Origin of the sequence: Pseudoalteromonas agarivorans (genome assembly GCF_024518735.1) — a bacterium.
Lineage (GTDB): Bacteria > Pseudomonadota > Gammaproteobacteria > Enterobacterales > Alteromonadaceae > Pseudoalteromonas > Pseudoalteromonas atlantica.
The window spans coordinates 138,748-155,011 of the sequence record NZ_JANIGJ010000007.1; the positions used below are offsets into that span (position 1 = coordinate 138,748).

Below are 16,264 nucleotides of genomic sequence, written 5' to 3' on the forward strand. Positions count from 1 at the left end.
GTCTTAATTAATAGAGCATTAAGAGTGAGGACAGCTCTTTGGAGCTAAGTCTGTGGCATCACCTGATAGACCAGAAGTCGCACATGACCAAGCGCCTGATGCATTTCTCGTCCACGTTAATACTGCGTCAGTTATTTGTGAAGGAGCATTTTCAATATTGCAGATAATAGTACCCTCACCATCGGTCATAGTGGCTTCTATAGTGCAATTTTGAGTAGTAGCGTTTTTAATTGCTTTAATATCATCAACATCATCAACATCTTCGCCATTATTGGCTAATATTTCCATTTCAGTTTTAGCGCCAGTAATCTCAGCTAAACCAGCTGTAAGTTTTGAAGATGCTTGGTAGTTTGAATATGCTGGCAATGCTACTGCAGCAAGAATACCGATGATTGCTACAACAATCATTAATTCGATTAGGGTGAAACCCTGTTGTTTTTGAGTCATTGTTTTCATGTTTCCTCTCCTAAAGGATAATGTTTTGTAAGATAGTCAGGTTACTGGCGAAAGTGCCAAGCTTAATTTACCTGATTAACTTTACAGATTTACTTAAAAATAAATTTTCACGTACTTTTAGCCTTAGGTATGAAACACAAAAGCTAAATGTGAGTTCATTATGTTGCAACTTGCACAGACTACCTAAACACAAAGTAGACTAAATATAGGAAACATACTGACCATTTGCTTTAATCTTTTAGGTATTTTTTGAAGATTAAAACAAAAAGCAGTTACTTATTACTATATTTTTCAAGGAAGTAATACAACAGGGTTAGTCTAACACTTTTTTTATGCTTAAAGCACACAAAATTTTCTAAAAAGGATACTTTATTTAACAAAATGTTACAAAGTAAGCCTTTTGGATTATTAAAAGTCTTTTCATGCGTTTTGTCAATTAATTAGCATCAATAAAACTAAATTGTTGTCGTGCTTTTATACAAAACGCATCGATAAATCGATTGATTGTAAATTTTTTGTAAGTGCGCCGCTGGATATAAAGTCTACACCTGCCTGCGAGTAAGTTTTAAGCGTTTCTAGCGTCATATTGCCAGAAACCTCTAATTTAGCGCGCTTATTAGTAGTGACCACAGCTTGCTGAATTTGTTCAACGCTAAAATTGTCGAGCATGATTATATCGGCGCCTGCATTAATGGCTTGCTCAAGTTCACTTAACGACTCAACCTCTACTTCTACGGGTTTTGTAGGGTGGTTTTGCTTGGCTTGTGCGACTGCTTTATCAATTCCGCCACACGCTGCTATGTGGTTTTCTTTAATTAAAAACGCATCGAATAAGCCTATACGGTGATTTGCACCTCCGCCGCATTTAACAGCGTATTTTTGAAGTAGCCTGAGCCCTGGTATTGTTTTACGGGTATCGAGCAGCTGGGTTGTGGTGCCGCTAAGCTCTTTTACATAATTTGCAGTTGTGGTTGCGGTACCTGAAAGCGTTTGTACAAAATTAAGCGCGGTACGCTCTGCAGTTAAAATAGCACGGGCAGAGCCCTTAGCTGTAAATAAGGTGCTATTTGCTGGCACAAAGTCGCCATCATTTACTAATACGTTTACTTCAACGCTTGGATCTACTTGCTTAAACACTTCTATAATGATGTCTTTACCGCAAAAAACGCAGTCTTCGCGGGTAATTACTTTAGCATTTGCGTGCTCGTTTTGTGGAATAAGCTGCGCGGTAATGTCACCGTCTTGTGCAGATTGATAATTTAGATCTTCATCTAAGGCGAGGGTGACAAGTTGAGTAATAAGCGTGTGCGAAATTGACATATGAAGGCTCATAAGTGTTAATAAATTAAGCAAATTTTACTATGTTTAAATAACTAATAGAAGCGCTTTTAAATGAGCGGGGTTTATTACACCTACATATATAGCGTGGCTGCTAAAAGTTATGCTACCAGCTGAATGTTAGCTAGCCGCAATGGCTATCATTCTTTATATAAATCCTTTAGCATCAAGTTTATGTATACCGTGGTATTAAAATAATGCAGATAGATTCAAGCGGAGTTGTCGCTAATATAACACAGCGGCCCTGTACGCATTTTGATGAGCGCCCTGAAAATACCGATATTTCGCTGTTGGTAATTCATAATATTTCATTGCCGGCTGGGCAATTTGGCACCGAACACGTTGATGCACTGTTTATGGGGGAAATTAACTGTAAGGCGCACCCCAGTTTTTGTGATTTAAATGGGCTTAGAGTGTCAGCGCACTGTTTTATAAAGCGTACTGGCGAGATTATTCAATATGTGCCATTTAATAAACGCGCGTGGCATGCCGGGCAATCTGAATATGAAGGGCAAAGCGCATGTAATAACTTTAGTATAGGTATTGAGCTTGAAGGTACAGATACCACACCTTACACTCAGGCGCAGTACACCAGCTTACATAATCTAACAAAGGCAATTATGACCCGTTACCCGCTTATAACCACTAAGAGAGTAGTAGGGCATTGCGATATAGCACCTGGGCGAAAAACCGACCCTGGGGAAAGTTTTAATTGGCCAGCTTATATAAGCAGGCTAGAACAAGCAAATTAAGTGAGTCGCTATCATGATTTTAGTTTCTATAATTATTGCACTAATACTTGAGCGTTTAGGTGCGCGCTCACAGTATTGGCAAATAAGCCATTACGTTAATGGTTATTTAAATCGCTCGGGTAAATTACTTAGTGAAAACGGATTGTTTGGCTCGGCGATTGGCTTTTTAATTTGGTTAGTTTTGCCGGTAGTGGCTGTTGCGCTTATATATGTACTCTCTGACTTTGTACTGTGGCAATTAGCTATAAATGTTGTGGTTTTATTGGTTTGTTTTGGTTGTGCTAAGCACCGCGCTTTGTATAAGTCGTATTTAAATGCACTAACGCGGGATGATAAAACCGCGGCCTCATTATACGCACTACAAATGGGGCAAAAACACCTAGAGGATGAAGAGGGCGGAGAAACATTTGGGCAAACCTTAGCGTGGATTAATTTTAGATTTTATTGCGCCGTTATTTTTTGGTTTGTAATGCTTGGCGCCCCAGGAGCCGTGTTGTATGCAATAGTGCGTACGTTGGCCGATTTAGTCAAAGAAAACCATAAAGTGGTGTTTGCAAATCGTTTTACGCTGCTGCATAAATTATTATTTTGGCTAGATTGGCTACCAGCGCGTGTTGCAAGCTTTGGCTATTTAGTCATTGGTAACTTTAATAAAGGTACAAGCTGCTGGCTGCATTATGTATTGGATTTTAAAACGCCAAACCGCAAAGTTGTTACGTGTACAGCACTTGCGGCTGAGCAAGTAGAACAGCGTTATTACGGATGTGCTATTGAAGCCACTTGTATGATTAAATTAGTTAAACGCAACGTGCTTTTTTATTTAGTACTTATCGCACTGCTTACTTTATTTGGCGGTTTATCGTAGTCGCGATTTTATATCGCGCAATGTACGCCGCGCTTAGGGTGAGTATCGCGGCAGGATAATTAGTCGCGGGGTAAGCCCGCAGCAAGGGCCTTCTCTAATTCAAAAATTAATTTCTTCAATAAATTCAACTAGAGTGAATATTCTAATCCACTCTGGTCAGACCATTTGTTTTCATCTTGTTAACGTTTGAATAAAACAACCTCAATTGTGCATTGTTTGAACTTCGTTCAAAATGCGTTACGCTACTCTAATTGCTCAAATAACCCGTAAATTGACAGTTATTTGCCTTTTTGATACCTTATTGAAAATTTTTGGTATGACCAATTTACCTTTTGGGTGAATCGTCAAGCTCTAGGCCTTCAAAATTAGGCTTTTTAGTATTTATGCAACGTGGACGTTGATTAATGTCTTTAAAGATTAAAGCAGCAAAATTATCTGATGTTATTTTACAGCAACTTGAGAATATGATTCTTGAGGGCTCATTAGCGCCAGGTGAAAAACTGCCGCCAGAGCGCGAACTAGCAAAACAGTTTGAGGTGTCTCGCCCCTCACTGCGTGAAGCTATCCAAAAGCTAGAAGCAAAAGGATTGGTCACTCGCAGGCAAGGCGGTGGCACGTTTGTAAAAAATCAGCTTGAAGAAGGACTCACTGATCCGTTGTTTGATTTGATCAGTAAGCATCCTGAATCACAGTTCGATTTACTTGAATTTCGTCATGCGCTTGAAGGGATTGCTGCATATTATGCGGCGCTTCGTGGTACCAGCACCGATTTTACCAAGGTTAAACAAAGCTTTGATAAAATTGCTCAAGTTAATAACGATTTACAATTAAAAGCCAAAGCAATTAATGCGTTTCACTTTAGTGTAGCCGAAGCCTCACACAACGTGGTTTTACTTCACTTAGTGCGAGGCATGCAAGCGCTACTGGAGCAAAATGTATTGCAAAACTTAACGGTTTTATTAAAAAAACCAGATATTAGCAATCAATTAGCCCAGCACAGGCGCTTATTAATGGATGCCGTAATTGAGGGCAATCCAGAACAAGCCCGTTTAGCAAGTAATGCCCATTTAGCCTTTATTGAAGAAGCATTACTTGAAGCGGGTAAAGAGCATTCGCGAATTGAACGTAGTTTAAGACGCACAAAACAAAATTAAGCTAATACGCTGTACTTAGAACACACTAAATTAGGTATACGTGGTATTAAATTAACAACATTCGTATTTTAAACATAAGGAAACCTCCATATGTCTGAAGTCAATAAAATTGACGTAGACGCGCTAGAAACACAAGAGTGGTTACAAGCTCTTGAATCAGTTGTGCGCGAAGAAGGTGTTGAACGAGCTCAGTATTTACTTGAGCAAGTGTTAGAGCAAGCCCGTTTAGACGGCGTTGATATGCCAACTGGCACAACAACTAACTACGTTAATACTATTCCAGTAGATCAAGAACCGGCGTACCCAGGGGATGTAAACCTTGAGCGTCGTATTCGTTCGATTATTCGTTGGAATGCAATCATGATTGTATTACGTGCATCGAAAAAAGATCTCGACTTAGGCGGCCATATGGCGTCTTACCAATCATCAGCTGCGTTTTATGAAGTGTGTTTTAACCACTTTTTCAAAGCGCCAAATGAGGTAGACGGCGGTGACTTAGTTTACTACCAAGGTCATATTTCTCCGGGTATTTATGCGCGTGCATTTGTTGAAGGTCGTCTTACGGCTGAACAGCTTGATAACTTCCGTCAAGAAGTAGATGGCAAAGGTTTACCGTCATACCCGCATCCTAAATTAATGCCTGAATTTTGGCAGTTCCCAACGGTATCTATGGGCTTAGGTCCAATTGCGTCTATTTACCAAGCACGCTTTTTAAAATACCTAGACGGCCGTGGCTTAAAAGACACTAAAAACCAACGTGTATACGCGTTTTTAGGTGACGGTGAAATGGATGAGCCAGAATCACGCGGCGCAATCTCTTTTGCTGCACGTGAAAAGCTAGACAACCTATGTTACCTAATTAACTGTAACTTACAGCGTTTAGATGGCCCAGTAATGGGTAACGGTAAAATTATCCAAGAACTAGAAGGCCTATTTAAAGGCGCTGGTTGGAACGTAATTAAAGTTGTATGGGGCAGCGGGTGGGATATTCTGCTAGCTAAAGATACATCAGGTAAATTACTACAATTGATGAACGAAACAATTGATGGTGATTACCAAACATATAAAGCTAAAGATGGCGCGTACGTACGTGAGCATTTCTTTGGCCGTTATCCAGAAACAGCTGCACTTGTTGCAGATATGACTGATGACGAAATTTTTGCGCTTAAGCGTGGTGGTCATGAGCCATCAAAACTTTATGCTGCATTTAAAAAAGCTGAGCAAACCAACGACCGTCCTACCGTGATTCTTGCTAAAACTGTAAAAGGTTACGGCATGGGTGAAGCGGCCGAAGGTAAAAACATTGCGCACCAAGTGAAAAAAATGGACATGAGCCATGTTGAACACTTACGTGACCGTTTAGGCCTACAAGATTTAGTATCAGAAGAGCAAATTAAAGATCTTCCATACTTAACGCTTGAAGAAGGTTCAGAAGAATACAAGTACTTACACGCACGCCGTGATGCACTTAAAGGTTACACACCTACACGTATTCCTAAATTTACTGAAGAGCTAAAACTGCCAGAAGTAGACGCGTTTAAGCCGCTACTTGAAGAGCAAAAACGTGATATTTCTACCACAATGGGCTTTGTACGTGCACTTAACGTGTTGCTAAAAGACAAAGGCATTGGTAAAAACATTGTGCCAATTATTGCTGATGAAGCACGTACATTTGGTATGGAAGGTTTATTCCGTCAAATCGGTATTTACAATCCACATGGCCAAAACTATACCCCTCAAGACCGCGATATTGTTTCTTACTACAAAGAAGCTACATCAGGCCAAGTACTTCAAGAGGGTATTAACGAGCTAGGTGCAATGTCGTCATGGGTAGCTGCTGCAACATCTTACAGCACTAACGATTTACCTATGATCCCATTCTACATTTACTACTCTATGTTTGGTTTCCAACGTGTTGGCGACATGGCATGGATGGCGGGTGACCAACAAGCACGTGGTTTCTTATTAGGTGCAACAGCAGGTCGTACTACACTAAATGGTGAAGGTCTGCAGCACGAAGATGGCCACAGCCACATTCTTGCAAATACGGTTCCTAACTGTATTTCTTACGACCCAACGTACGCATTTGAAGTAGCGGTAATTATTCAAGATGGTATTCGTCGTATGTACGGTGAAAACCAAGAAAACATTTACTACTACCTAACGCTTATGAACGAAAACTACCATCAACCAGCAATGCCAGAAGGCGCTGAAGAAGGTATTCGTAAAGGTATTTACAAGCTTGAAAGCTACGAAGGTAAAAAAGCCAACGTACAGCTATTAAGCTCAGGTACTATCATGACTGAAGTGCGCAAAGCTGCAGCTATTTTAAGCGAAGAGTACGGTATTGCTTCTGATGTTTACTCAGTAACATCATTCAATGAGCTTACCCGTGACGGTCAAGACGTTGAGCGTTTCAACATGCTTAACCCAGAAAGCGAGCAAAAAACGCCATACATCACTAGCGTATTAAACGACTCAGTGACTGTTGCTGCGACCGACTACATGAAAAACTACGCAGAGCAAGCGCGTTCATTTATTCCAAGCAGCAACTATAAAGTGCTTGGTACAGATGGTTACGGACGCTCTGATAGCCGTGAAAACTTACGTCGTCACTTTGAAGTTAATGCAAGCTACGTGGTTGTTGCTACGTTATCTGAACTTGCTAAACGTGGTGATGTTGAAAAGTCAGTGGTTGTTGAAGCAATTAAAAAGTTCGACATTGACACAAATAAACTAAATCCACTGTACGCATAAGAGGTTTGCAATGAGTATTGAAATTAATGTACCAGATATCGGTGGCGATGACGTAGAAGTAACCGAAATCTTAGTAAGCGTTGGCGACAAAGTAGATGTTGATCAATCGCTACTAACCGTTGAAGGCGATAAAGCATCAATGGAAGTACCTGCTGCGCAAGCAGGTACAGTCAAAGAAATTAAAGTAAGCGAAGGCGACACGGTCACAACAGGGTCGTTAATCATGATTTTTGAAGGCGAAGAGTTAGGTTCACAAAGTGAGCCAGAAGCGCCAGCTAAAACTGAGGCATCTGCACCTGCAGAAGCTTCAGGTTCTTCAACTAAAGAAGTAACCGTACCAGATATTGGTGACGACGAAGTTGAAGTAACAGAAATCATGGTCGCTGTTGGTGACAGCGTAGATGAAGAGCAGTCAATTTTAAGTGTTGAAGGCGATAAAGCATCTATGGAAGTACCAGCTCCTTTTGCCGGTACTGTAAAAGAAATTAAAGTAGCCGAAGGCGACAAAGTAAAAACAGGCTCTTTAGTGTTTGTTTTTGAAGTTGCTGGCTCAAGTGCACCTGCATCAGATGCGCCAAAGCAAGAATCTGCGCCAGCAGAGACTACTCAAAGCGCCGAGCCAAGCACAAAAGAAGTAAACGTGCCTGATATTGGCGATGATGAAGTTGAAGTAACTGAAATCATGGTTGCTGTTGGCGATACGGTTGAAGAAGAGCAATCTATCTTAAGCGTTGAAGGCGACAAAGCGGCAATGGAAGTACCAGCCCCGTTTGCTGGTACCGTTAAAGAAATTAAAGTGGCCGCTGGCGATAAAGTCAAAACTGGCTCACTTGTGTTTGTTTTTGAAGTTGCAGGCAGTGCGCCAGCAAAAGCAGCAGCCCCGGCTGAGCAAAAGCCAGCGGCTGCACCAGCAAAAACCGAGTCTGCGCCAGCTCAAGCTGCACCTGCTGCTAAAGCAAGCGATGAAGGTTTTGAAAACAACAGCGCATATGCTCATGCATCGCCAGTTGTTCGCCGCTTAGCGCGTGAGTTTGGTATTAACTTAGCAAACGTTAAAGGCTCAGGGCGTAAAAACCGTGTAGTTAAAGAAGACGTGCAAAACTATGTTAAAAACCTAGTTAAGCAAGTTGAATCAGGCCAATTACCTGCTGGTAAAGGCAATGCGGGCGGTGGTGAGCTTGGCTTAATTCCGTGGCCGAAAGTAGATTTTGCTAAATTTGGCGAAATTGAAGAGAAAAAACTATCGCGTATTCAAAAGCTGTCGGGTAAAAACCTACACCGTAACTGGGTGCAAATCCCACATGTTACACAGTTTGACGAAGCTGATATCACCAGCCTTGAAGTGTTCCGTAAAGAACAAAACGTGTTAAGCGAGAAGAAAAAGCTTGGCGTTAAAATCACACCACTTGTGTTTGTGATGAAAGCGGTAGCTAAAGTACTTGCTGAGTTCCCAACGTTTAACTCGTCATTGTCTGAAGACGGTGAAAGCCTTATCCTTAAAAAGTACATCAATATTGGTGTGGCAGTAGATACGCCAAATGGCTTAGTTGTTCCAGTATTTAAAGATGTGGACAAAAAAGGCATTATTGAACTATCTCGCGAGCTGATGGATATTTCTAAAAAGGCGCGTGAAGGTAAGTTAACGTCATCTGATATGCAAGGCGGCTGTTTTACTATTTCAAGCTTAGGCGGTATTGGCGGTACGGCATTTACGCCGATTGTTAATGCACCAGAGGTGGCTATTTTAGGTGTGTCTAAATCTGAAATGAAACCTAAGTGGAATGGTAAAGACTTTGAACCAAAATTAATGGTTCCGCTTTCTATGTCGTACGATCACCGTGTGATTGACGGTGCTCTAGCTGCACGCTTTACCGCAACGCTTGCTAGCTACATGAGCGACATACGTCAATTAGTGATGTAATCGCTACAATATGAACAAAATCAAATCCCAGCCAGTTGTTTTTAGCTGGGATTTTTACTATATGCAATGATACAATCTTTGCACTATTTGTGAATTGCTCTGATTTTCTGCCCATGCAGAAACATGGCAGTTAAATTTTAGGGCAGTGTCCCGTTCAAACAATTAAGGTAATAGCATGAGCAACGAATTAAAAACTCAAGTTGTTGTACTAGGCGGTGGTCCTGGTGGTTACTCTGCGGCTTTCCGTGCTGCTGACTTGGGCTTAGAAGTTACATTAGTAGAATCGCGTGAAACATTAGGCGGCGTATGTCTTAATGTTGGTTGTATTCCTTCAAAAGCACTTTTACACGTAGCTAAAGTGATTGATGACGCTGCTGAAATGTCATCTCACGGTGTTTCGTTTGGCGCGCCACAAATTGATTTAGATAAAATCCGTTCTTGGAAAGATTCTGTAGTAAGCAAGCTTACTGGCGGTATCGACGGTATGGCTAAAATGCGTAAAGTAAAAGTAGTAAATGGCTACGGTAAATTTACTGGCAGCAACACTTTAGCTGTTGAAGGTGCTGACGGTACAACAACTATCACTTTCGAAAATGCAATTATTGCTGCAGGTTCTCAACCAGTTAACTTACCTTTCATCCCAGAAGATGACCGTGTAATTGATTCAACTGGCGCACTAGAGCTTAAAGATGTACCAGAAAAACTACTTGTATTAGGTGGTGGTATTATCGGCCTTGAAATGGGCACAGTTTACCGCTCATTAGGTTCTACAGTTGATGTTGTAGAATTTGCAGACCAACTAGTACCAGCTGCTGATAAAGACGTAATTAAAATTTACTCTCGCTACGTTAAAGACAAGTTCAACGTTATGCTTTCAACTAAAGTTGTTGGCGTTGAAGCGAAAGATGATGGCTTATACGTATCATTTGAAGGCAAAAACGCTCCAGCTGATGCCGTACGTTATGACAAAGTACTTGTAGCTGTTGGCCGTACGCCAAATGGTAAGCTTTTAGATGCAGATAAAGCAGGCGTAAACGTTGATGAGCGTGGCTTTATTAATGTTGATAAGCAATTACGTACTAACGTAAACCACATCTTCGCAATTGGTGACTTAGTTGGCCAACCTATGCTTGCGCATAAAGCGGTACACGAAGGCCATGTTGCTGCAGAAGTTATCTCTGGTCAGAAGCACTTCTTCGACCCTAAATGTATTCCTTCAATTGCGTACACTGACCCAGAAATCGCATGGGTAGGTGTTACTGAGAAAGAAGCAAAAGAGCAAGGCTTAAGCATTGAAACTGCGGTATTCCCGTGGGCTGCTTCAGGTCGTGCAATTGCATCTGCTCGTACAGAAGGTCAAACTAAACTAATCTTTGATAAAGACAGTGGTCGTATCATTGGTGGTGCTATGGTTGGTATTAACGCAGGCGAAATGCTTGGCGAAATCGGCCTAGGTATTGAAATGGGTGCTGATGGCGAAGATATCGCATTAACAATTCATGCTCACCCTACATTGAACGAATCTATCGGCCTTGCAGCTGAAGTATTTGAAGGTTCAATCACTGATTTACCAAACAAAAAAGCAGTTAAAAAGAAGAAGTAATTTAACTTTTTAATTTAGCCTTTAAAAACCCAGCTTTTGCTGGGTTTTTGTTTTTATAGCCGCCAATTAAAAAAATAAAACAAAACTAGCTTTTGTTGGTATCGTTTTTTATTTTGAGCTGATAGCTGATAGCTGATAGCTGATAGCTGATAGCTGATAGCTGATAGCTGATAGCTGATAGCTGATAGCTGATATCTATTCCCTTTTATTTTAGCTACAATACGCGCCGAACAAATTTTAGGTAATAGCCCTCTTGAAAAATCCCCAACATAACTCAGTATTAGTTTTACGTGCTCAGCAAATTAGCGAATCGCGCCGCGAATTTAATGCCCGTGGCGGCAAAATGGATCGCTGTGAGCAGTGTTTAATTGCTAAGCATTACTGTATATGTGAGGGGGTAGAACAAGCGCTGTGCGATGCTGGCGTGTGTTTATTAATGTATCATAATGAAAGCTTTAAACCGTCAAACACAGGGCGTTTAATTGCTGAAATAGTCCCTGACAACTATGCATTTAGATGGGACAGAACAGAGCCAAGCGCTGAGCTGTTAGCTTTATTAAACAACGCTGATTATCAACCTATGGTGATATTTCCAGCTGAAGATGTAGAGCCGGGCAGGGCAACCACCGAAGTAAACATTGAGCCTGGCAAAAAGCCATTATTTATATTTTTAGATGGCACCTGGCGCGAAGCTAAAAAAATGATCCGCAAAAGCCCGTACCTAGATAATCTACCGGTGTTGTCGATCACCGCAGATAAACTATCAGATTACCGTTTACGCGTTGCACCTCACGCATATCAGTTAGGCACTGCTGAGGTAGGCATTATGGTGTTAGCGCTCGCAGGTGAGCAAGATGCCGCCTTAAAGCTTGAACAGCACTTTATAAAATTTCGTGATGCGTACTTACTTGGTAAGCGAAATAAGGGCAGGCCACAGTAACTTAATTTTAGGCAAAGAAAAGCGCGCTCTATCTCTAGGCGCGCTTGCGGAATCTTCTAATTTTGCATCCTGCAATTGAACTTAATCAACTCCAATTTTTACTTATCCATGTGATTACGATATTACTTTTTAGTTCTATGTAATTTAGGCTATCCGGGCCTATCTCCTTTAAATCCCTGTACATCCTGTAGTGGTAAAAACTATTACCTATTCCTTTTGGCACCTCCTAGTGCAGTCCATTAATTTACAATTCCATTGTGTTGCCTCAAGGGCCTGTCCATTCAATTCCTATCACATCCTGTTAAACAACTATCCGCTGTTGTTATCCTTGCTGTATCGTCCTGATACGTTCCTTTGTGCAACAATCCATTGCGATACTCATCCTGAGCCTGTCCTAATTTCCGTGTTGTCCGTAGTAACCTAATCATTGGTTGTTCGAGTAAGCAGTCCATTTCCTTTTACTCGATAAGCATCACTGCTTGGTTGATGTAGTAATTGTAGCGTGCTGGTGCAACTAAAATAGGTTAAAACGGCTATAGATTTACTTATAAAAAATGAGTGTTTATAATAAATTGAATAAAAACAATGATTTATGTTGGTTTCGCTGGGTTGTTATAGGTTTTTTTACTCATTAGCTGTCATCTCTGTAAGAAATGTCTTACGCGGTATTTCCTTTTTGGTCATTAATTACTTATTTACATTTATGTAAAGAGTGTATATTTTCACTTATCACGATAACATCCCCTGTAAATAATTACTATTTAGGTAAATTGATATGAGAACTGCACTGGCTATACTTACTTGTATTATTAGCGCTTCGCCTGCGTTTGCGAGCGATGTTGTTAATATTTACTCTTTTCGTCAACCGTTTTTAATTCAACCTATTTTAACCGACTTCACTAAGCAAACAGGCATTAAAACGAATGTGGTTTTTGCAAAAAAAGGGTTAATAGAGCGTGTTAAGCGTGAAGGAAAACACAGTAAAGCCGATTTAGTATTAACATCTAATTTTAGTTCACTTATTCAGCTAGAAGATCTAAATTTAACGCAAAGTATTAAAAGTGATCGCATTAAAAACAATATTCCTGCGTCGTATAGAGATAGCGACGGGCAGTGGGTGGCATTAACTAAGCGGGTTCGCAATGTGTATTCATCAAAAGAGCGCCTAGGTGCATTACCTGAACTCACCTACGAAGATTTGGCTAACCCACAGTACAAAGGACAAATTTGTACACGCTCTGGCAAGCATCCTTATAACCTTGGCTTAGTTGCTTCGATGATTGCTCATCACGGTGAGGAAAAAACTAAAACATGGTTAGAAGGTGTTAAAGCTAATTTAGCACGTAAGCCACAAGGGAACGATCGCGCGCAGGTAAAAGCGGTAAAAGAAGGTTTGTGTAATCTTGCTTTAGGTAATAGTTACTACCTTGGCAAAATGCTTCAAGACGACGAGCAAAAAGCGTGGGCTGAGTCTGTTTATATTAATTTTCCTAATCAGCAAAATCGCGGCTCACACATAAATGTTTCGGGTGCTGTCATTACTAAATATGCAAAAAATCCTGATAATGCCCTTAAGCTTATTGAGTTTATGAGCGAAACCCAAGCACAAAATATGTATGCCTCAGTAAATATGGAGTACCCGGTTAAGCAAGGCGTTGAGCTATCAAGTTTAGTGGCCTCTTGGGGAAGCTTTAAAGAAGACGGCCTAGCACTTGATGAGATCAGTAAATATCGTCCGTTAGCCCTTAAGCTAATAGATGAGGTGAAGTTCGACCTTTAATGAATTTTATATTTAAGCTGTCTAAATGGCAGCTCTTTGCTTGGTCGACAGGGCTTTTATTGTCGGCCCCGCTGTTTTTTCTGATATATGAATCTTTACAAGGCGACTCAGAGGTATTTTCTCATCTGTGGGATACCGTGCTGTGGGATTATATTACTAACACCGTACTGCTTATTTTTGGCGTATGCCTGCTTAGCTGTGCAATTGCGCTACCGCTTGGCTGGCTCAGTGCGTATTGCTCCTTCCCCGGAAAAAAGCAATTTGAATGGGCGCTTATGCTGCCCCTTGCAATGCCTACCTATTTAATAGCTTATGTGTATACCGATTTGCTAGATTACGCTGGCCCTGTGCAAATAGCCCTAAGAGACTGGTTTGATTGGCACTCGCCAACGGATTATTGGTTTTTTGATATTCGCACTTTGCCCGGCGCTATTGTAATGATTGCACTTGTGCTGTATCCGTATTTATTTTTAATTTTTAAAACCGCACTGCGAGAGCAGTCATTTAAGCTAGTGCAAGCTAGTCAATTAATGGGTTTATCGCCTTGGCAAAGCTTTTTTAAGGTAAGTATAGTGCTTTCTCGTGGCTCAATTGTGGCAGCCCTTGCGCTCATAAGCATGGAAACCATGGCCGACTATGCAACGGTAAGTTACTTTGCAGTGAGCACTTTAACCACCGCAGTGTACGATACATGGTTTGGTTATTACTCACTCACGGCTGCAGCGAAAATATCGGGCGTTATGCTGTTACTGCTGTTTTTAGCTTTAATGGCGGAGCGCTTTAGTCGGCGTAACCAAGCCGTGTTTGAGCGTCAATCAGGTGTTAATAGCGAGTCGTTATACAAACTTAAAGGTAAACAAGCATGGCTGGCTACGTCATTTTGCAGTGTTATTTTGCTCATTGCTTTTATTATACCTATGTTGGTATTGCTAAATTATGCAATAACTTACTTTGATAAAGCGTGGAACACGGCATTTTTTAGTTACGCGTGGCAAAGTTTAAAAGTAGCTATTACTGTAAGCGTAATCAGCATAGTACTCGCTACACTAATCGTTTTTTATCACCGTGTGGCAAAGCAAGGCTATTCTTTAATACCTGGTCGCTTAGCGAGCACCGGCTATGCACTGCCAGGTACGGTACTGGCTATTGCTGTGTTATTACCGCTTAGCGCATTAGAAAACTCAATAAATATAGCCCTTGAGAGCTACAACCTAGATATAGGCTTATTACTAACCGGCAGCATTGTCACTATTATACTGGCTTACTTAGTGCGCTTTTATGCCATTGCGCACGGTGCTATAGAATCGAGCTTTGTACGTATTAGTCCATCACTGGATATGGCTAGCCAATCTATGGGTAAAAGCCAAGGGCAAACACTGCGCTTAGTGCACCTTCCTTTATTACGTAGAGGTCTTTTAACAGCTGCATTGCTTGTATTTATTGAATGTATGAAAGAGCTGCCAGCCGCATTACTATTAAGGCCTTTTGACTTTGAAAGTTTAGCCACACATGTATTTCAATATGTGAGCGATGAGCAGCTTGAGCTTGCTTCTATTTCCGCTTTATTTATTGTTTTGGTTGGGTTGATCCCCTTGTATTTTATTAATCGTTCTATGGAGCAACGCAGTTAAATGAGCCGTTTAAATTTACAAGGTGTGGGTTATCACTACAGTGGCACGCACGTGCTACACAATTTAGATTTAACGGTGGGTCAAGACGAAATTGTGTGTTTGCTCGGGGCCAGCGGCTGCGGTAAAACAACCACCTTAAAAGCAATTGCTGGCCTTATTGAAATAAATGAAGGTAGCGTATTTATAGATGGCAAATGTGTAAGCGATAAGCATACATTTGTATCACCAGAGCATCGTAATATAGGGATGATGTTTCAAGATTATGCCTTGTTTCCGCACCTCAGTGTGGCCGATAATATTGCGTTTGGGCTGGGTAAAGTAAGCAAAGCGCAAAAACAGCAACGGGTAGAGGAAATGCTAGAGCTAGTGCATTTAACGGGGTGTGCAAAACGCTACCCTCATCAGCTCTCGGGTGGCCAGCAGCAACGCGTGGCTATTGCGCGGGCTTTGGCTTATAAGCCTAGTTTATTGCTTCTTGATGAGCCTTTTTCGAACATAGACACACAAGTACGTTTTGAGTTAATTGCTGATATTAGGCGCATTATTAAAGCGCAGCAGGTTTCTGCGGTATTTGTTAGCCACTCAAAAGAAGAAGCCTTTGCGTTTTCAGACACGCTAGCCATTATGCATCAAGGAAAAATAGCCCAACAAGGTACACCAGAGCAGCTTTTTGCCGTGCCAAAGACAAAGGAGGTTGCAGAGTTTCTGGGTCAGGGCATATACTTAGGCGCAGAAGTGTTAACGGCAACTGAATACACAACGCCTTTTGGTGTTGTGCAATCGCAGCATGAGCATACGCACAGTGCAATAAAAGGGCAGGTGTATATTCGTCCACACCATATTGAGCTTGCGCAAAATACGCAGGCCGATAACCCTCAAGGTGTGAGCATTTTAAGCCGTCGGTTTATAGGCTCGGCTTATGTTTACACTGTTGTAATTGCAGAGCAAGAGATTGAAGTTGCCGCACAATATGGCCAGTCATTTGAAATAAATGAGCAGGTTATAATAAAAATAAAACCTCACACGGTGAATTTTTTCGAATCATAACAAATGTGTTATTCGCTGTG

At 41.2% G+C, this 16,264-nt stretch carries 12 protein-coding genes; 10 read left to right on the plus strand and 2 right to left on the minus strand.

Annotated elements, in window-relative coordinates:
• Positions 1 to 18 precede the first annotated feature (18 nt).
• Together NQT65_RS13730 and nadC are read right to left on the minus strand one after the other, a co-directional pair.
• Positions 19 to 456: a pilin gene (locus NQT65_RS13730; protein WP_126008285.1), complete on the minus strand. Its 438-nt coding sequence runs from the start codon at positions 454 to 456 to the stop codon at positions 19 to 21.
• A 474-nt stretch (positions 457 to 930) separates the two neighbouring features.
• The gene (gene nadC, locus NQT65_RS13735) at positions 931 to 1,776 is read right to left on the minus strand and encodes a carboxylating nicotinate-nucleotide diphosphorylase (protein ID WP_248530497.1); all 846 of its coding nucleotides are present in this window, start codon (positions 1,774 to 1,776) and stop codon (positions 931 to 933) included.
• A 215-nt stretch (positions 1,777 to 1,991) separates the two neighbouring features.
• Between nadC and ampD the strand changes: the two genes are divergently transcribed.
• The 10 genes from ampD to NQT65_RS13785 all read left to right on the plus strand — a co-directional run bounded on the left by ampD (position 1,992) and on the right by NQT65_RS13785 (position 16,244).
• On the plus strand, positions 1,992 to 2,546 hold the full coding sequence (ampD, locus tag NQT65_RS13740) for a 1,6-anhydro-N-acetylmuramyl-L-alanine amidase AmpD (RefSeq protein ID WP_256851393.1): 555 nt from the start codon (positions 1,992 to 1,994) through the stop codon (positions 2,544 to 2,546).
• A gap of 13 nt (positions 2,547 to 2,559) precedes the next feature.
• Positions 2,560 to 3,411, plus strand: coding sequence for a beta-lactamase regulator AmpE (gene ampE / locus NQT65_RS13745; protein ID WP_256851394.1), 852 nt, complete (start codon positions 2,560 to 2,562; stop codon positions 3,409 to 3,411).
• A 404-nt stretch (positions 3,412 to 3,815) separates the two neighbouring features.
• Entirely contained in the window at positions 3,816 to 4,565 is a 750-nt protein-coding gene (gene pdhR, locus NQT65_RS13750) for a pyruvate dehydrogenase complex transcriptional repressor PdhR (protein WP_004588597.1), read from the plus strand.
• 90 nt (positions 4,566 to 4,655) lie between these two features.
• Complete coding sequence (gene aceE / locus NQT65_RS13755) at positions 4,656 to 7,322, plus strand: pyruvate dehydrogenase (acetyl-transferring), homodimeric type (protein ID WP_024031395.1); 2,667 nt, start codon at positions 4,656 to 4,658, stop codon at positions 7,320 to 7,322.
• Positions 7,323 to 7,332: 10 nt separating this feature from the next.
• Complete coding sequence (gene aceF / locus NQT65_RS13760; protein WP_256851395.1) at positions 7,333 to 9,243, plus strand: pyruvate dehydrogenase complex dihydrolipoyllysine-residue acetyltransferase; 1,911 nt, start codon at positions 7,333 to 7,335, stop codon at positions 9,241 to 9,243.
• Between the two features lie 175 nt (positions 9,244 to 9,418).
• Positions 9,419 to 10,846, plus strand: a complete 1,428-nt coding sequence (gene lpdA / locus NQT65_RS13765; protein WP_126008273.1) for a dihydrolipoyl dehydrogenase — start codon at positions 9,419 to 9,421, stop codon at positions 10,844 to 10,846.
• 253 nt (positions 10,847 to 11,099) lie between these two features.
• A complete protein-coding gene (locus tag NQT65_RS13770; protein ID WP_256851396.1) occupies positions 11,100 to 11,786 on the plus strand; it encodes a tRNA-uridine aminocarboxypropyltransferase in 687 nt (228 codons plus the stop codon).
• Positions 11,787 to 12,561: 775 nt separating this feature from the next.
• A complete protein-coding gene (locus tag NQT65_RS13775; RefSeq protein ID WP_256851397.1) occupies positions 12,562 to 13,566 on the plus strand; it encodes a Fe(3+) ABC transporter substrate-binding protein in 1,005 nt (334 codons plus the stop codon).
• Positions 13,566 to 15,197, plus strand: a complete 1,632-nt coding sequence (locus NQT65_RS13780; protein ID WP_256851398.1) for an ABC transporter permease — start codon at positions 13,566 to 13,568, stop codon at positions 15,195 to 15,197. The genes NQT65_RS13775 and NQT65_RS13780 overlap by 1 nt, the downstream gene beginning before the upstream one ends.
• Positions 15,198 to 16,244, plus strand: a complete 1,047-nt coding sequence (locus NQT65_RS13785; RefSeq protein WP_256851399.1) for an ABC transporter ATP-binding protein — start codon at positions 15,198 to 15,200, stop codon at positions 16,242 to 16,244.
• The last annotated feature ends 20 nt before the right edge of the window (positions 16,245 to 16,264 follow it).